The sequence below is a fragment of the Geminicoccus sp. genome (assembly GCF_035556675.1).
Lineage (GTDB): Bacteria > Pseudomonadota > Alphaproteobacteria > Geminicoccales > Geminicoccaceae > Geminicoccus.
On the sequence record NZ_DATMFZ010000232.1, the window covers coordinates 1 to 17,063 of the forward strand.

Annotated in this window: 13 protein-coding genes and 2 pseudogenes; 2 read left to right on the forward strand and 13 right to left on the reverse strand. The window is 67.0% G+C overall.

The window, feature by feature from the left end:
• The 3 genes from dhaK to VNS22_RS16615 form a co-directional block, all read right to left on the reverse strand.
• Positions 1-974 (reverse strand): dihydroxyacetone kinase subunit DhaK (gene dhaK, locus VNS22_RS16605; RefSeq protein ID WP_325734341.1); only part of this gene is annotated, 974 nt, incomplete at its 3' end.
• Positions 971-2,812: an ABC transporter ATP-binding protein/permease gene (locus VNS22_RS16610; RefSeq protein ID WP_325734343.1), complete on the reverse strand. Its 1,842-nt coding sequence runs from the start codon at positions 2,810-2,812 to the stop codon at positions 971-973. The genes dhaK and VNS22_RS16610, both read right to left, overlap by 4 nt.
• 98 nt (positions 2,813-2,910) lie before the next feature.
• Entirely contained in the window at positions 2,911-3,924 is a 1,014-nt protein-coding gene (locus VNS22_RS16615) for a class II aldolase/adducin family protein (protein ID WP_325734345.1), read from the reverse strand.
• 72 nt (positions 3,925-3,996) lie between these two features.
• Here VNS22_RS16615 and VNS22_RS16620 point away from each other — a divergent pair, with 72 nt between their 5' ends.
• Positions 3,997-4,311, forward strand: a complete 315-nt coding sequence (locus VNS22_RS16620) for a hypothetical protein (RefSeq protein WP_325734347.1) — start codon at positions 3,997-3,999, stop codon at positions 4,309-4,311.
• A 228-nt stretch (positions 4,312-4,539) separates the two neighbouring features.
• Here the strand turns inward: VNS22_RS16620 and VNS22_RS16625 are convergent.
• From VNS22_RS16625 to VNS22_RS16635, 3 genes and pseudogenes are all read right to left on the reverse strand, one after another.
• Positions 4,540-4,763: pseudogene (locus VNS22_RS16625) on the reverse strand (IS5/IS1182 family transposase); the annotation flags it as partial.
• 38 nt (positions 4,764-4,801) lie between these two features.
• Positions 4,802-5,617, reverse strand: a complete 816-nt coding sequence (locus tag VNS22_RS16630; RefSeq protein ID WP_325734349.1) for an NAD(P)-dependent oxidoreductase — start codon at positions 5,615-5,617, stop codon at positions 4,802-4,804.
• A gap of 3 nt (positions 5,618-5,620) precedes the next feature.
• The gene (locus VNS22_RS16635; protein WP_349261817.1) at positions 5,621-6,073 is read right to left on the reverse strand and encodes a MarR family winged helix-turn-helix transcriptional regulator; all 453 of its coding nucleotides are present in this window, start codon (positions 6,071-6,073) and stop codon (positions 5,621-5,623) included.
• A 134-nt stretch (positions 6,074-6,207) separates the two neighbouring features.
• Between VNS22_RS16635 and VNS22_RS16640 the strand changes: the two are divergent.
• Positions 6,208-6,312, forward strand: a pseudogene (locus VNS22_RS16640) (IS5/IS1182 family transposase); the annotation flags it as partial.
• A 15-nt stretch (positions 6,313-6,327) separates the two neighbouring features.
• Here VNS22_RS16640 and VNS22_RS16645 read toward each other — a convergent pair.
• The 7 genes from VNS22_RS16645 to VNS22_RS16675 all read right to left on the reverse strand — a co-directional run bounded on the left by VNS22_RS16645 (position 6,328) and on the right by VNS22_RS16675 (position 17,026).
• Positions 6,328-6,531, reverse strand: coding sequence for a hypothetical protein (locus tag VNS22_RS16645; protein WP_325734353.1), 204 nt, complete (start codon positions 6,529-6,531; stop codon positions 6,328-6,330).
• 91 nt (positions 6,532-6,622) lie between these two features.
• Positions 6,623-7,537 (reverse strand): peptidylprolyl isomerase, encoded by a 915-nt coding sequence (locus VNS22_RS16650; RefSeq protein WP_325734355.1) that lies wholly within the window; start codon positions 7,535-7,537, stop codon positions 6,623-6,625.
• Complete coding sequence (narI, locus tag VNS22_RS16655; RefSeq protein WP_325734357.1) at positions 7,534-8,304, reverse strand: respiratory nitrate reductase subunit gamma; 771 nt, start codon at positions 8,302-8,304, stop codon at positions 7,534-7,536. Before narI ends, VNS22_RS16650 begins: the two co-directional genes overlap by 4 nt.
• Positions 8,297-9,004, reverse strand: coding sequence for a nitrate reductase molybdenum cofactor assembly chaperone (gene narJ / locus VNS22_RS16660; protein WP_325734359.1), 708 nt, complete (start codon positions 9,002-9,004; stop codon positions 8,297-8,299). The genes narI and narJ overlap by 8 nt, the downstream gene beginning before the upstream one ends.
• On the reverse strand, positions 9,001-10,527 hold the full coding sequence (gene narH / locus VNS22_RS16665) for a nitrate reductase subunit beta (RefSeq protein ID WP_325734361.1): 1,527 nt from the start codon (positions 10,525-10,527) through the stop codon (positions 9,001-9,003). Before narH ends, narJ begins: the two co-directional genes overlap by 4 nt.
• Positions 10,524-14,297 (reverse strand): nitrate reductase subunit alpha, encoded by a 3,774-nt coding sequence (locus VNS22_RS16670; RefSeq protein WP_325734363.1) that lies wholly within the window; start codon positions 14,295-14,297, stop codon positions 10,524-10,526. The genes narH and VNS22_RS16670 overlap by 4 nt, the downstream gene beginning before the upstream one ends.
• Entirely contained in the window at positions 14,294-17,026 is a 2,733-nt protein-coding gene (locus VNS22_RS16675) for an MFS transporter (RefSeq protein WP_325734365.1), read from the reverse strand. The genes VNS22_RS16670 and VNS22_RS16675 overlap by 4 nt, the downstream gene beginning before the upstream one ends.
• Positions 17,027-17,063: the final 37 nt, after the last annotated feature.

Below are 17,063 nucleotides of genomic sequence, written 5' to 3' on the forward strand. Positions count from 1 at the left end.
GCGGGGGTGTGCACCGGCGCATCCCATAGCCCGGTCAGCCGGTCATCGAGGGCGGTGACCGTGAGCGAGCAGCCCGCCATCTCGAGCGAGGTCGTGTAGTTGCCGACCAGGGATCGCGCGACCTTCACCCCCTTGGCGTCGAGCTGCCGGCTGGCCTGCTCGAACATCAGGTAGAGCTCCATCAAGGGCGTGCCGCCGAAGCCGTTGACGTGGAGCAGCACGGGCTGGCCCGGCTTCGGTGCCAGGTCCTGCAGGATCGCGGTCACCATCTCCCCGGCGATCGCATCGGCACGCGCCAGCTTCTCCCGCCGCCGGCCGGGCTCGCCATGGATGCCGACACCCATCTCCATCTCGTCCTCGCCGAGGGTGAAGGTCGGTGTACCGGCTGCCGGCACGATGCAGGAGCTGAATGCCACGCCCATGGACGCGGTGCGGGCGGCGACGTCGTCGCCCAGTGCCTTCAGCGCGGCGAGGTCGGCGCCGGTCTCGGCCGCGGCACCGGTGATCCGCTCGACGATCATGGTGCCCGCAACGCCGCGCCGGCCGACGGTGAAGCTCGAGTTCTCGACCGCGACGTCGTCGGCCACCAGCACGGTGGCGCTCTCCCCCTCCAGCATCTCCGCGGCCATCTCGAAGTTCATGACGTCGCCGGAGTAGTTCTTCACGATCCAGAGCCAGCCGGCACCGCCGTCGACCGCCGCCGCGGCCGCCACCATCTGGTCGGGCGTGGGCGAGGTGAAGACGTGGCCGGGGCAGGCGGCATCCAGCATGCCGTGGCCGACGAAGCCGGCATGGAGCGGCTCGTGACCGGACCCGCCGCCCGAGAGCAGCGCCACCTTGCCCGGCCGCGGCGCATCCTTGCGCCGCACGAAGGTCGGCTCGAACGTGACCTCGACCAGGTCCGCATGGGCCAGGGCGAAGCCGCGCAGGCTCTCGTTCAGGATGTCGTCGACGTCGTTCATGAACTTCTTCATGCGCTTCCTCCCTGAGATGGTGCGAGCGGCTTCCGGGTGACCGTGCCGGTCTCCTTGTCGATCACCAGACGGCCACGATGGAAGCCCGTGACCGAGGGCCGGTGCGCGATCGACACGATCGTCGCCTCTGGCAGGCGCTCGACCACCAGGCGGTACATGGCCGCCTCGGTGGCTTCATCCAGCGCCGAGGTCGCCTCGTCGAGGAACAGCCAGTCCGGCCGGAGCAGGAGCGCCCGGGCGAATGCCAGGCGCTGCTGCTCGCCCGGCGACAGGCTCATCGCCCAGTTGGCGACATCGTCCAGCCGGGTGACCAGATGCTCCAGGCGGCAGGCGGCCAGCGCCGTACGCAGCACCTCGTCATCATCGGCGCCGGGCGTGCGGGGATAGACCAGCGCCTCGCGCAGCGTGCCGATCGGCATGTAGGGCTTCTGCGGGACGAACAGCACATGGCTGTCCGTTGGCGTCAGGACGCTGCCGGAGCCGAACGGCCACAGCCCGGCCAACACCCGGAACAGGGTGGTCTTGCCGCTGCCGGACGGGCCCTGGAGCACCAGCCGGTCGCCCGGCTCGATCGTCAGGTCGATGTCGCGCAGGAGCGGCGTGCCGTTGGGCAGGTGGACGTTCACCTGCCGGATCGCCAGTTCCCTGCCCGGGTGCGACGCCACCTCGATCCCGGCTTCCTCGCGCTGCTGCCGGCGTGCCTCGATCATCGCCTCGCTGAAGGTGGTCAGCCGGTCGACCACCGCCTTCCAGTCCGCCAGAATCGTGAAGTTGTCGACGAACCAGGACAGGCTGCTCTGGACCTGGGCGAACGCGCCCGCGGTCTGGGTGAGCGCGCCGAACGGGATCTGGCCCGAGAAGTAGCGTGGCGCCTGCATGACCACCGGGAAGATGCTGGCGACCTGGGCATAGAAGACGGTCAGCCAGGTCAGCCGCTTGTAGTAGGTCATGTACTGCCAGTAGGTGTCGTAGATCCGCCTGAACGCCTGGCGCAGCCGGTCGCGCTCCTGGGGCTCGCCGCCATAGAGGGCGATGCTCTCGGCGTTCTCGCGGGTGCGCACCATGCGGTAGCGGAAGTCGGCGTTGTAGCGCTCCAGCTCGAAATTGACCCTGACCAGCGGCCGGCCGATCCGGTAGGTCAGCCAGGAGCCCAGCACCGCATAGACGATCGCCGTCCAGAACATGTAGGCCGGCACCTCGATGCCGCCCATGATGGGCAGGGTGATGGAGCCGGACAGGTTCCAGAGCACGACCGTGAAGGTGATCAGCGTCGCCACCTCCATGATCAGGCCGAGCCCCAGGCTGAGCGTGCTCTGGGTGAAGGAGGCCACGTCCTGCTCGATGCGCTGCTCAGGGTTGTCGGTCCCGGTATGGGTCAGCTCCATCCGGTAGTAGGTGCGGTCGCGCAGCCAGTCGCTGAAATAGACATCGGTCAGCCAGCGCCGCCAGCGGATGGTCAGGAACTGGGTGAGCCAGAACCGGTAGACCGCGATCACCAGATAGACGACGACCAGGCCGACCCAGGAGAAGAACAGGGCCTCCAGGCTGTCGAAGGACAGCAGCAGCCGCCAGAACGTGGCCGCGTCCTTCTCCTGCAGGGCCGTATAGAAGTCACGGTTCCAGCTGTTGAGGTTCTTGCTCATCCAGACGAGGAAGAACCCCATGGCGATGATCACGCCGAGCAGGCCCAGGGCCAGGAACCGTTCCTCGGACTTGAGGAAGTAGGGCTTGGCCAGCGCCCAGACCTTGCCCAGGACATGGCCGGTGTCGGCGATCTTCCTGGTCAGGTCGCGGCCGCGTCCTGTCCTCGCTGTCTTGCCCTCGGCCGTACCGATCAACGTGGGTCTCCATGGTCCTGGCGTCGCGCCGGATCATAGGAACAGGGGTTTGGCGCGAAAGCCACACCCAAGCAATTCCCCGCGAGCGGCACGTGAGATCAGGCGCCGGCAGCCCGCTCCCGGGCGAGCTTCTGGCGGTAGGCCTCGGCCTCCCAGCCCATCAGTGCCGCCACCTCCTCGGGAGGCAGATAGACCATCTCGGCATCGGCCGGAAAGCGTTCCAGGACCAGGGCCAGGCACAGGGCCAGCTCGTCGCCGGAAGGTCCGAGATCGGCCCGGACCAGGGCGCCCACGCCCTCGACCAGGGCCAGCTTCGCCGTCTCGCCCTCCGGGACCGCCTCGGCGGTGGTCGGCAGCTGCGCGATCCGGTCGGCCAGGAAGATGGCATGGTCCGGCCAGCCGACCCCGCCCGTGGCGAGGGCGATCCGGCGCGGGTCGAGCGCCACCTCGTGGACCTTGGCGTGGACCGGCAGGCGCCAGCCGGGCGAGGCGGCCAGCACCCGCTGCAGCTGCGGCAGGTCGGGCTCGTCCGAGGCTGCCACCGGCAGGGCGACCCGTGCCTCCAGCTCGCGATGCAGCTCCTCCAGCGCCTCCGCACTGTCCGCACCATAGACGAGACCATGGTTCTTCAGCACCAGCACATCGGCCGGGCGCTCGGCCATGGCCTTGGCCACCGCCCGGGTGAGCGGCACACCCGGCATCACGTAGGGGATCCAGTGCCAGTCCAGCCCCTCGAGCCGGGCGGCGATCCGCTCCTGGCCGTCCTTCGCCGCGGCGAACGCGATCCCGGCCACCGAATGGGTGTGGCTCACGAACCGGTGCGGCAGCAGCGCATGGAGGCTGGTCTCGATCGACGGGCGGAGCCTGCCTTCCAGAACCTCCGGCTTGGCCGGCTCGTCCTCGCCCGCCTCGATCCGCCGGCGCACGCCGGACAGGCGCAGCGGCACGAACACGTTTTCGGCGAGCGCGTCCTTGAGCTGCAGGCCGGACGCCTTCACCCAGAGCGTGTCGTCGATCTTGACCGAGGTGTTGCCGCCGGCCGCCTGCACCACTGCCGGGTCCGCCCCGATCACGGCGGAGAAGCGCCGCAGGGCTTCCAGATCCTCGTCCACGCTAGAGGCTCCCCTGACTGTCTGCGCGCTTGTAGCGCGCCGCATGGGTGAACGCGAGCGTCTGGAACAGATGTGCAGGAGATGTTCAAACGAATCGATGCCGGGCCTGCCTGGCATGGCCGACCGGCTCGGGTTCGTTTGGTAAAAATGGATGCCGAAGCTGCGCGCGAGCCCGGTCGTCTCGGGAAAGGAAAACGGGCGTGGCTCGGGTTCGATGGTGCAGATTCGCTCGGGCGGATCATGGGCCGCAACATGGTGCCCGCTCCGGTCCGCATGGGCGAGCGATTGAAATTGCCCGGTTTCTCGGGTTCGTTTGTGCAGAAAGCCTTTCTCGGGTCCCGACATGGCGATCATCCAGACGTCCGGTCGCAGGATCGGGCACGATAGCTTGAATAGGCTGAAAATCCTAACTAATTCGCGGCATCGGGTAGCAAGCGCCACTTGCCGTGGCTCCTGGTGCCATGCCTGCGGTTCTCCGCAGGCCAGATGGCGTAGGAGGAAGACATGCGCAGGGAGAGCAACGGCGTATAGTGGGAGGCGGACAATCATCGGTACGCTGCCACATGCCAGGAGCCGGAACTGATGCGGATACTGGCAGTGGGCGGCTTAAGGTGCTCAGCAAGACCACCTCGCTACGAACTCGAAGCAAACCAGGCTGGTGGCGAGCAGGTGGAAGCCGGTGAGGATGTCCAGGCGGCGCTCGTAGCGGATGGTGAGGCGCCAGAACCGGCTGAACCAGGCAGGGTCCGCTCGAAGATCCATCGGTGCCGGCCGAGCTTCTCGCTGCTCTCGATTCCGCGCCGGGCGATCCTGGGCACGATCTGGCGCCAGCGCAGCGACCAGTATCGCATTCGCTGATTGCGCTGCTGCCGGCGGATTACATCAGCTCGTCCTGAACGGCCTGGTAAACCGTCCTTACGTCGGGTCGAAAGCCGAGGCTGCGCGCCAGAGAGGCGTCCACATGGAGATGCCAGGGGGCTTCCAGCGGCTCGGCGGACGACTCCAGCTGTTCGCCGACCAATGCCGCGAGCTCATAGATCGAACTCGGCGCCTCATCGGAAACATTGACGATGCGGCCGTCGAACACTCCGTCCAAGGCCAGTCTGATGGCCGTAGCGATGTCGCGATGATGGATCGTGCTGATCCGCTTCGCCGGGTGCCACTTGCCCGCGACCGCATGCCTGGGCAGCTCTTCCAGATGGCCGTCCCGATCGCCGTAGACGAAGGGAAACCTCAGGACCGTCCAGTTGAGACCGCTGTCGCGCAATGCCTTCTCGGCCGCGACCTTGCTTGCGGGATAGGCGTGCTTGGGATCGACCGCATCGTCCTCGCGCCCGGGATGGGCGCTGTCCGCGTCGTAGACGTTGCTGGTGCTCGCGAGGATGAAGCGTGCCTCGGGCGCGTGGTCCTTCACCGCAGCAATGAGATTTCGCGTCCCTTCCAGATTGCTCTTCCAGATCAGGTCGGTGTCCTGGGTGCGGAAAACCGCCGCAAGATGGATGATGTCCGAGACGCCCTCGACCGCCTGCCCAAGCGTCGCACGATCGAGAAGGTCGCCCTCGACCGACGTCACGCCCGCGGGAACGTCCTTTCCTCCGCGCACCAGGGCGCGACAATCCACGCCCGCCGCGACCAGACGAGGCAGGAGGCGGCTCCCTACCAGTCCGGTCACACCAGTCATCAGGACTGCCATGCGTCACTTCCTTTGGGTGAGCTTCTCGAGTCGCTCGGTAGCGGTCCTGAGAACCTCGACCGCTGCGGTGACGGCGGCGTGGTCCATGCCGTCGAACGCGATGCTATGGATGACTGCCAGATCGGGCAGCTCGCCCCAGAGCCTGCTGCCGGCCGCACTCATCCGGAGCAGCTTTTGCCGCTGGTCGACGCTGTCCGGCACCTGCTCCACGAGCCCCTTGCGGACGAGCACGCCGATGATCGCGCTCAACGTCGCCCGCTCGACCTGGAGGATTCTCACCAGATCGCGCTGCATGGTCGGTCCGTCATGTGCCAGATGGTAGAGAACGTACCATTGTGTGGCACCGAGATCGTAGGGGCGGAGCATCGCCTCCATCGCAGCGCGACCAGCCAGGTAGCACCGCTTCGCCCAGGCACCGACAGACCCGCAATGGATGTCATCAGGTTTGTTAGTCACCTGACGAAAATGTCAGGCGCCATACAAAAAGTCAAGGAGGGCTTCAGGGACCGTCCGTCGTTGGTGGCGGCGCAGACCTTCATCCGTCCTCGGCGGCCTGCTGGCCGCCGCTCCTGTGGAGACCGGATCCGCCAGCCTGCGTGATCGCGGATGGCTCCGCTCGCGCCATTGCGTTCAGCCTGGCATCAGGCCAGGTGCACGAACTGCCCCACGCTGTCGGGCTGCCTCTCGATCGGCTCGAGAGCTGACGGGTCCTAGCCGAAGATCAGGACCAGGGTGGCCAGGACGCAGACGACGAACACGGCCACGCAGATCCAGACCCAGAAGCCGCCGTGCGGCTTGCGGATGGAGACGGTTTCGAGCGGTGCCGGAGTCCGGCTCGTGTCGTGCGAGCGGTCGATCCGGGCGCGCATTGCCGCGTTGAGCGGGGCATCCTCGGGCGCGCGCCGGTTGGTCATGTCATCACTCCCGCCGGAGCCCCGGTCAGTGCGCGGCCGACCAGCTCAGGGCTCGAACCATTCCCGCCATCACAGGCGGCCTCCAGCATGGTCATGCGAGCTTCTCCATGGCAGCCGCATCGATGACGACCCCTTCGATCTCGGCCTGCCCTGCCAGCTGCAGCACATAGCTGGCCGCGCTCGTCGTCCAGGCGCGTGCCTCCAGCAGGTCCGCGATCTTGCCGGCGACCATCTCGAAGGGCAGCACCCTGCCCGGGATGGTGCGCTGGTGCCGCAGCACATGCCAGCCGAAGCGCGAGCGGACCGGGGTGCGCGCGGTAGTGCCCTCGGCCAGGGTGTCGAGTGCCGCCTGGACCTCCGCCACGAGCTCGCCGCGGCGCAGCTGGCCGAGCGAGCCGTCCTGCTGCGCGGTCGGGCAGGCCGAGAATTCCCGCGCGGCGGCGCCAAAATCGGCCGGGTCGTCGCCGAGTTCCGCCGCGATGGCGCGCGCTTCCAGCTCCGCGCTTCGCCAGCCTTCCGCATCATCGGAAGACGGCTCGAACAGGATGTGCGAGGCCTCGATCAGGTCCGGGGTGCGGAAGCGGTGGAGGTTCGCCTCATAGTAGCGCCGGCATTCCGCCTCGCCCGGTTTCGGCGGGTCGAGCGCCTGGTCGAGCAGGGTGCGGAACAGCGCTTCTTCGGCGGTTTCCAGGGCACCGGCGCTGTCCCGTTCCGGCCGGGCGTCGAGGCCCGCCCGCTGGGCGGTCTGGAGCAGCAGCTCGCGGACGACGAGCGCCCGTGCCGCGGCCTGCCAGGCCGCGTCGCCATCCGCGGCGGGGTGATGCTGGATCTCGCGGGCGATCGCCTCGCCGTCGATCTCCACGCCGTTGACGGCGACTCTGCCATGGCTCGGCGGCTGGACGACGGGCTTCGCGGAGGCGCACCCGCACCCGCTGCCGCAGGCGCTGGGCATCTGCGGCTGGTGCCGCGCCTTGTGCCGGTGGTCGATGATCAGGGTGGTGGTCATTGGGCGCTTTCCGCGTGCGCGCGGGCGATCGAGGCGGCGCCGCTCGTGGCGCCGGCGGCCGTGTTGCGGACCGCGTGGCGGCCGCCGCGCGCGCGCACGATCTGGTATCCCGGTCGAAACAGGTACCAGACCGGCGCGCTGAAGACGTGCACCAGCCGGGTGAAGGGCGTGATCAGGAAGATCGTCAGGCCGATCACGATATGGAACCGGTAGACGAGTGCGGTTTCCTGCAAGAGCCCGGCGGCGTCGGGCCGGAAGGTGAGCAGGCCCTGCGCCCAGCCCATGAAGCGGACCATCTCGCGCCCGTCGAGTGCCTGGAAGGTCCAGTAGAACGAGGCGATGCCGACGGCGAGCTGCAGCCAGATCAGGGACAGGACGAGGATGTCGCCGATCGAGGAATTGCGCCGGATGCGCGGGTCGAACAGTCGGCGGTGCAACAGGAGCGAGCAGCCGATCAGCGCCGCGATGCCGGCGATGCCGCCCACGGTGATGGCCATGACCTGCTTGGCCGTATGGCTGATGCCGAACGTTTCAAAGATCGCGATCGGCGTGAGCAGGCCCACGAAATGGCCGACCAGGATGACGAGGATGCCCAGGTGGAAGAGGTTCGAGCCGATGAGCATCTGCCTTCGGCGCAGGAACTGGGATGATTCCGAGCGCCAGGAGTATTGCGCCCGGTCGAAGCGCAGGATGCTGCCGAAGAACATGACCGTGACAGCGAGATAGGGGTACCAGCCGAACAGGAGATAGTTGACGAACTCACGCATGTCGTCCTCCCCTTGCCTGGGCCGCCGCGTCCCGCTTGGCGGCACGCAGGCGGGTCACCAGCCTGGATGGCTGGGTCGCTTCCTCGATCGGTGCGTTGAAGTTGACCGGCGCCTCCTCCCATACTCTGTCGATCTCGTCCGGGGTGGTCGGATCCTGATAGTCGGCGAGGCTCTGCACCTCCTCGGCCGAAGGGGCGCGCTTCGACAGCCGCAACAGGCAGTGGAACACGGCCGCATAGGCGCTGGCGCGCCCGTTCAGCCGCTCTTCCAGCGCCGCCAGCACGTGGGCCGGCTGGGAGAGCCAGTCGCGTGCCTCGTCCTTTGGCAGGACGGACAGAAACTCCAGGAACATCGGCAGGAAGTCGGGAAGCTCGGCCTGCTGCATCATGAAGCCGCGCGCGAGATAGGCCTCGCCCAGATCGGTCATGGCCTTGCCGCGCGAGCGCCCGTCGCCGTGGACATGCTCGAAGAGATGCAGGGAAAGGGAGCGCGAGCCGTCGAAGAGCTCGCAGTAGCGCGCCTGCAGGTCGAACAGGTCTTCCGTCATGAAGGTGCCGAGCAGCGGCTCCAGCCGGGCCAGCGCATCGCGCGGCAGCTCCGCCTCGCGGTGCAGTGCTTCCCGGATGGCGCCGATATGCTCCTGGATGTCTTCATTGGGATAGGTGATCAGCGCCGACAGTGCCCGCAGCGTGTACTTCATAGCGGCACGTCCATGTAGGGCTTGCGCGGCGTGCGCTTCGTGCCGCCGAACAGGTTCGCCTTGGTTGCCCCGTTGGTCGGCTCGTCGAAGGTGAAGCCGGCCGAGCCGCGCAGGTTGTAGGCGTTCTCGTCGACCTCGCGATGGGTGGTGGGGATGACGTAGCGGTCCTCGTAGGCCGCCAGCGCCATGTAGCGGTACATCTCCTCGATCTGGCACGCGGTCAGCCCGACCTCGGCGGCGATCACCTCGTCGATGCGTCCATCCACGGTCTTGGCGCGCATGTAGGCGCGCATGGCGAGCATCCGCCGGAGGGCGGAAACGATCGGCGCCTCGTCGCCTGCGGTCAGCATGTTGGCGAGATAGCGCATGGGGATGCGGAGGCTCTCCACGTCCGGCATCCCGTTCCTGGCCGACATCTTGCCGGCCTCGGCCGCCGACTGGATCGGCGAGAGTGGCGGGACGTACCAGACCATCGGCAGGGTGCGGTATTCCGGGTGGAGCGGGAACGCCACCTTCCAGTCCACCGCCATCTTGTAGACGGGCGACAGCCGGGCCGCGTCCAGCCATTCCTCCGGTACCCCGTCGAGCAGCGCCTGCTGGCGCACCGCGGAATCGTGGGGGTCGAGGAAGATGGAGAGCTGCGAGTGGTAGAGGGATTTCGGGTCCTCGACGGCGGCGGCCTGCTCGATGCGGTCGGCATCGTAGAGCATCACGCCCAGATAGCGGATCCGCCCCACGCAGGTCTCCGAGCAGACCGTAGGCAGCCCCGCCTCGATGCGCGGGAAGCAGAAGATGCACTTCTCCGATTTGCCCGACGACCAGTTGTAGTAGATCTTCTTGTAGGGACAGCCCGAGACGCACATGCGCCAGCCGCGGCACTTCTCCTGGTCGATCAGGACGATGCCGTCCTCCTCGCGCTTGTAGATCGCACCCGACGGGCACGAGGCCAGGCAGCTCGGATTGAGGCAGTGCTCGCACAGGCGCGGCAGGTACATCAGGAAGGTCTTCTCGAACTGGCCGTAGATCTCCTTCTCGATGCCGCCGAAATTATAGTCCTGCGAGCGTCGCGAGAACTCGCCGCCCAGGTCGTCCTCCCAGTTGCCCGACCACTCGATCTTGCTGATGACCTCGCCGGTGATCAGCGAGCGCGGCTTGGCCGAAGGCTGCGCCTGCAGCTCCGGGGCCTGCTGCAGCCAGCCATATTCGAATGTGTAGGGTTCGTAGAAATCATCGATCTCCGGCAGGTCCGGATTGGCGAAGATCTTCGACAGGATGCGCCACTTCGCGCCGATCTTCGGCTCGATCTTGCCATTGGCCTTGCGGACCCAGCCGCCCTTCCAGCGCTGCTGGTTCTCCCAGTCCTTCGGGTAGCCGATGCCGGGCTTGGATTCGACATTGTTGAACCAGGCGTATTCGACGCCCTCGCGGTTGGTCCAGACGTTCTTGCAGGTGATCGAGCAGGTATGGCACCCGATGCACTTGTCGAGGTTGAGCACCATGCCGATCTGGGCGCGGACCTTCATTCTGCTGCCTCCCCGAGCGTGGTGGCTTCCTTGCGGCCGCCCCAGTCGGCGGTGGCGTTGCCACTGGCCGCGTCCTCGACTGCCTTGTCGAACCAGTTGACCTCGCTCATCTTGCGGATGATGACGATCTCGTCGCGATTGGCTCCCACTGTCCCGTAATAGTTGAAGCCGTAGGAGAACTGGGCGTAGCCCCCGATCATGTGCGTCGGCTTCATGTTGATGCGGGTGATCGAGTTGTGCACGCCGCCACGCTGGAAGGTGATCTCCGAGCCAATCGTGTTCACCATCTTCTCCTGCGCATGGTACATGATGGCCGAGCCAGCCATGATGCGCTGGGACACGATCGCGCGCGCGGTGACCGCACCATTCACGTTGAAGGCTTCGATCCAGTCATTGTCCTCGATCCCGACCTTCCTGGCGTCCGTCTCGTTGATCCAGATCGTCGGGCCGCCGCGGTTCAGGCTGAGCATGACGAGGTTTTCGGTGTAGGTGGAATGGATGCCCCACTTCTGGTGTGGCGTCAGGATGTTGAGCTGGATCTCCGGATGGCCGTTCGGCAGCTTGCCTGCGACCTGCGCCACGGTCCGCGTGTCGATGGGCGGGCGCCAGGTGACGAAGCCCTCGCCGAAGGCGAGCATCCACCGATGGTCGAGGAAGAGCTGCTGCCGCCCCGTCAGGGTGCGCCACGGGATGAGCTCGTGGACGTTGGTGTAGCCGGCATTGTAGCAGACATGCTCGCTTTCGAGGCCGGACCAGGTCGGCGAGGAGATGATCTTGCGCGGCTGGGCGGCGACGTCGCGAAAGCGGATCTTCTCGTCCTCCTTGCCGACCGCCAGGTGCGCATGCTCCCGCCCGGTGGCCCTGCTCAGCGCCTCCCAGGCCTTGACCGCGACCTCGCCGTTGGTCTCGGGGGCCAGCGTCAGGATCATCTCGCAGGCGTCGATGTCGGTGACGATTTTGGGCCGGCCTGAGGTCGGGCCGGTCTCGACCCGGCCGTTCAGGTCGCCCAGCAGTGCTACCTCGTGCCTGGTGTCCCAGGTGATCCCCTTGGAGCCGTTGCCACGCGCTTCGAGCTGGGGGCCGACCGAGACGAAGCGCGCATAGGTCGCCGGGTAGTCGCGCTCGACCACGACCACGTTCGGCATGGTCCGGTTGGGGATCGGGTCGGTCTCGTTCCTGCCCCAGTCGAGGCACCCGTAGGGCTGCGCGATTTCGGTGGGCGTGTCGTGCAGGATGGGGACCAGGACGATGTCCTTCTCCACGCCCAGCTCGCCCTCGGCCAGCCGCGAGAAGGTCTGCGCGATGGTGCGGAAGATGTCCCAGTCGGTGCGCGACTCCCAGACCGGATCCACGGCCGCCGTCAGCGGGTGGATGAAGGGATGCATGTCGGTCGTGTTGAGGTCGTGCTTCTCGTACCAGGTCGCCGTGGGCAGGACGATGTCGGAATAAAGACTGGTGGTGGACATGCGGAAATCGATGTTCACCATCAGGTCGAGCTTGCCCTTCGGCGCCTCCTCGCGCCAGACGACCTCCTCCGGGCGGTTGCCCTCCTCGGTGCCGACGACGCCGTGCAGGGAGCCGACCAGGTGCTTGAGGAAGTATTCGTGTCCCTTGCCGCTGGCTCCCAGCACGTTGGAGCGCCAGAAGAACATGTTGCGCGGCCAGTTCTCCGGTGCGTCGGGGTCGGCCATGGCGAGCTTGACCTCGCCCGACTTCAGCATGCCGGGCAGGACCGCGGCGGCATCCTCGCCGCGCGCCTGGATCTCGCGCGCCAATGCCAGGGGATTGGTGTTCAGCTGCGGGGCGGACGGCAGCCAGCCCATGCGGATGGCGCGGAGGTTGTAGTCGATGATGGCGCCCGACCAGTCGCCGGCCGGCGCCGTCGGCGAGAGGATGTCCGAGATGTCGAGCGTCTCGTAGCGCCACTGGTCGGAATGGGCATAGAAGAAGGAGGTGCCGTTCATCTGGCGGGGCGCGCCCGTCCAGTCGGTCGCGAAGGCCAGCGGCAGCCAGCCGGTCTGCGGGCGAAGCTTCTCCTGGCCGACATAATGTGCCCAGCCGCCGCCCGACTGGCCGACGCAGCCGCACATGACGAGCAGCGCGATGATGCCGCGATACGTCATGTCCATGTGGTACCAATGGTTGATGCCAGCACCGACGATCGCCATGGCGCGGCCATTGGTCTTCTCGGCGGTCAGGGCGAACTCGCGCGCGGTCTGCAGGATCGCCTGGCGCGGCACGCCGCAGACATGCTCGGCCCAGGCCGGGCTGAACGGCACGTCATCGTCATAGCCCGCCGCAACGTCCCCGCCGCCGAAGCCGCGGTCGATGCCGTAATTGGCGCAGAGCAGGTCGAAGACGGAGGCGACCAGCGCTTCCCCGTCCTTCAGCGCGACGCGGCGCACGGGGACGTGGCGGGTAAGTACCTCCGGATGGGCGCTGGACACGAAGCTGCCCGGCGCGTTGCCGCCGAAACAGGGGAAGGAGACCCCCGCCAGCTCGTCCTCGACGCCGGCCAGCGTCAGGCGCAGCTTCACCGGGGCGCCGGTGCCGTCCTTCTCCTCGAGGTTCCACTTGCCGGGGTCGCCCCAGCGGAAGCCCACCGAGCCCACCGGGCAGACGATGCCGCCGCCCTCATCCAGCGCCACGGTCTTCCAGTCAGGGTTGGCCTCTTCTCCTAGAGCGCCGGCGAAATCGGCCGCGCGCAGGAAGCGCCCCGGCAGCAACCGCCCGTCCTGCTCGACCAGTTTGACCAGGAAGGGCATGTCGCTGTAGCGCCGGGCATAGTCCTGGAAGTAGGGCACCTGCCGGTCGAGATAGAACTCCTTCAGGACGACATGGCCCAGGGCCAGCGCCAGTGCCGCATCGGTCCCCTGCTTGGGATGCAGCCACATGTCGGCGAACTTGCAGGCCTCGCTGTAGTCCGGCGAGATCACCACGCTCTTGGTGCCCTTGTAGCGGGCTTCGGTGTAGAAATGGGCGTCCGGCGAGCGGGTCTGCGGAATATTGGACCCCCAGACGAGCAGGAAGCCGGCATTGTACCAGTCGGCACTTTCCGGAACGTCGGTCTGCTCGCCCCAGGTCTGCGGCGAGGAGGGCGGCAGATCGCAGTACCAGTCGTAGAAGCTCAAGAGCGTGCCGCCGATCAGCGAGAGATAGCGCGAGCCCGCTGCATAGGAGACCATCGACATGGCCGGGATCGGCGAGAAGCCGACGATGCGGTCCGGCCCGTATTGCTTGATCGTGTGGATGTTCGCCGCGGCGATGATCTCGGACACCTCGTCCCAGGAGGCCCGCACGAACCCGCCGCGCCCGCGCCGCGCCACCCAGCTGGCGCGCGTGTCACCGTCCGAGACGATCCTGCGCCATGCGTCGACCGCGCCCAGCGTTTTGCGCGCCTCGCGCCAGGCCTGCAGCAGCCGGGAACGCACCAGCGGATATTTGATGCGCGTGCCCGAATAGAGATACCAGCTATAGCTCGCCCCGCGCGGGCAGCCGCGCGGCTCGTGGTTGGGCAGGTCCGGCCGGGTGCGGGGATAGTCGGTCTGCTGGGTTTCCCAGGTGACGATGCCGCCCTTGACGTAGATCTTCCAGGAGCAGGATCCGGTGCAGTTCACGCCGTGGGTGGAGCGGACGATCTTGTCCGACGCCCAGCGCGTCCGATACGTGTCCTCCCAGGCGCGTGGCTCGTCGGTGGCGATGCCCCAGCCATCCGAGAACTTGTCGCGGCGCTGGCGGAAGAAGGTCAGGCGGTCCAGGAAGTGACTCATGCGCGTTGCTCCGTCATCCTGAAGAGCCCGCGCGGTCCGGTATAGAAGTACCAGGTAGCGAACGCGCAGGTGAGGAAGAAGGCGGCAAAACCGTAGAGGGCGATGTTGGCGGTTCCCGTCACGTCGACCGACGTGCCCAGCGTCTTGGGAATGTAGAAGGCCCCATAGGCGGCGATAGCCGAAATGAAGCCGGTGATCGCGGCACTCTCCCGTTCCGCTTCGCGCCGGCGCTGCTCGATGCTCAGGCCGGGCTGCTGCTCGTCGATGACGCGCGCCATGATGCCCGGCACCATCTGGAAGGTGGACGCGTTGCCGATGCCGCTGGCGAGGAAGAGCAGGAGGATCATCGCGTAGAAGAGCGCGAAGCTCCGGATCTCGAGCGCCCATACCAGGACGAGCGTCGCGACGATCATCGGGACGAACACCCAGAAGGTCACGCGCTCGCCGCCGACCCGGTCGGACAGGCCGCCGGAGAAGGCCCGCGACAGGGCACCCAGCAGCGGGCCGACGAAGGCGTATTGCAGCGCGTCGATCTCGGGGAAGACGAGCCTGGTCAGCAGCGGGACCGCGGCGGACAGGCCGATGAAGGTGCCGAAGGTGCCGGTGTAGAGCCAGGACATCACCCAGGTGTCCAGGCGCCGGAAGATGACGGCCTGTTCGGTGAAGGAGGCCTTGGCGGACGCGATGTCGTTCATGCCGAGCCAGGCGGCCACGACGCCCACGCCGACCAGCGGCACCCAGAAGAAGCCGGCATTCTGCAGCCAGATCGGCACGCCGTCGGCCATGGTCTGCGGCGCCCCGGCCAGGTAGCCGAACAGGCTCATCGAGATGACGATGGGGACGGCCAGCTGCATGAAGCTGACCCCCAGATTGCCGATGCCCGAATTGATCGCGAGTGCGGCGCCCTTCTCCTTCCTCGGGAAGAAGTAGGAGATGTTGGCGACCGAAGAGGCGAAGTTGCCGCCGCCGAAGCCGCAGAGCAGGGCGAGTGCGAGGAAGATCAGGTAGGGGGTCTGCGGGTTCTGCACGGCGTAGCCGATGCCGAAGGCCGGCACGAGCAATGAGGCGGTCGAGATCGTGGTCCACAACCGCCCGCCGAAGATGGGCACCAGGAAGGAATAGAAGATCCGCAGCGTGGCGCCGGAGATGCCGGGGATCGCCGCCAGCCAGAAGAGCTGGTTGGGCGTGAACTCGAAGCCGATCGCCGGCAACCGCGCCACGACGATGCTCCAGACCTGCCAGACGGCGAAGGCCAGGGCCAGGCAGTAGGTGGAGATCCAGAGATTCCGCCGGGCGATGGGCCGGCCGATGCGCTCCCAGAACTCCGGGTCTTCGGGCCGCCAGTCGGTCAGGACATGGCTGTCGGCCGTGTCGCGCGCCGGTGCATGGCTCTCGGCCGGCACGCCGGCCTGAACCATGGCGGATCGGACCAGGCCGGTCGCGCCGGCGACGGCGGGCGCCGCAACCGGTTCGGCCGCCGCACGGTCCAGCCCCTGGATCGCTATATGCATCCAGATGAGCGAGGCGGTGACGATCAGGAAGAGGAGCGCGAAGCAGGACGTGCGCACGCCCGTGAGTTCCTCGAGCACCCCGAAGGCGACCGGCAGCAGAAAGCCGCCGAGCCCGCCGATCATGCCCACCAGGCCGCTGATGGCGCCGACCTGCTGCGGGTAGTAGACCGGCACGTGCTTGAAGACGGCGGCCTTGCCGAGGCTCATGAAGAAGCCCAGCACGAACAGGATGACCAGGAAGGGCACCAGGCCCATGCTCGTCGAGAAGGTGATCGGGCCGTTGATGCCCTCGATGATGTAGGTCGTCGGCGCGTAGGACAGCATGAAGGTGCACACGATGCCGACGCCGAAGGTCCAGTAGAGCACGGTGCGGGCGCCATAGCGGTCGGACAATGATCCGCCATAGATGCGGAAGATGCTGCCCGGCACCGAGTAGAAGGCCGCCAGCATGCCGGCCTTGGACAGCGACAGGTCGTAGACCTCGATCAGGTAGTGCGGCAGCCACAGGGACAGGGCGACGAAGCCGCCGAACACGAAGAAATAATAGAGGGAGAAGCGCCAGACCTGTGCGTGGCCCAGCACCTTGAACTGGGCGAGGAACGGCTCGCGTGCCACCCGGTCATGTGCCTCGTCGCGCGGCTCGTCCTTGGTCAGGGCCAGAAAGATCACCGCGCTGACGACGAGGCCTGCCGCCCAGATGTCGGCCACACCCTGCCAGCCCATCGCCACCATGAAGAAGGGCGCCAGGAACTTGGTGACGGCCGCACCGACATTGCCGGCACCGAAGATGCCGAGCGCCGTGCCTTGCCGTTCCGGCGGGAAGAAGCGCGACACATAGGGCACGCCCACGGAGAAGGTGCCGCCGACCAGGCCGACGAGCAGGGCCCCCAGCAGCATCTCCGGGTAACTGTCCGCCCAGTTCAGCGCATAGGTCGCCGCTGCCGAGATGAACATGAGTGCCGCGAAGATCTTGCGGCCGCCATACTTGTCGGCCCACACGCCCAGGAAGATCCTCGAGACCGAGCCGGAGAGGATCGGCATGCCGACCAGCAGGCCGAACTCCGATTCGGAAAGCTCGAGCTCGTCCCTGATACCAAGGCCGATGATGGCGAAGATCGTCCAGGCGGCGAAGGAAACCGTGAAGGCGAAACTGCTCGTCCACAGGATCCGGTCGGCGACCTTGGCGTTTCCATGGGCGGGAGTAGCGGAGGTTGCCAATTACAATCTCCACTGCTGTGCAATTCTCCGAAAGGAG

Bases quoted from the DNA above. Each gene is read 5' to 3' on its own strand.
- VNS22_RS16630 (WP_325734349.1), bottom strand. From the start codon at position 5,617: ATGGCAGTCCTGATGACTGGTGTGACCGGACTGGTAGGGAGCCGCCTC.
- VNS22_RS16645 (WP_325734353.1), bottom strand. From the start codon at position 6,531: ATGACCAACCGGCGCGCGCCCGAGGATGCCCCGCTCAACGCGGCAATG.
- VNS22_RS16650 (WP_325734355.1), bottom strand. From the start codon at position 7,537: ATGACCACCACCCTGATCATCGACCACCGGCACAAGGCGCGGCACCAG.
- narI (WP_325734357.1), bottom strand. From the start codon at position 8,304: ATGCGTGAGTTCGTCAACTATCTCCTGTTCGGCTGGTACCCCTATCTC.
- narJ (WP_325734359.1), bottom strand. From the start codon at position 9,004: ATGAAGTACACGCTGCGGGCACTGTCGGCGCTGATCACCTATCCCAAT.
- narH (WP_325734361.1), bottom strand. From the start codon at position 10,527: ATGAAGGTCCGCGCCCAGATCGGCATGGTGCTCAACCTCGACAAGTGC.
- VNS22_RS16670 (WP_325734363.1), bottom strand. From the start codon at position 14,297: ATGAGTCACTTCCTGGACCGCCTGACCTTCTTCCGCCAGCGCCGCGAC.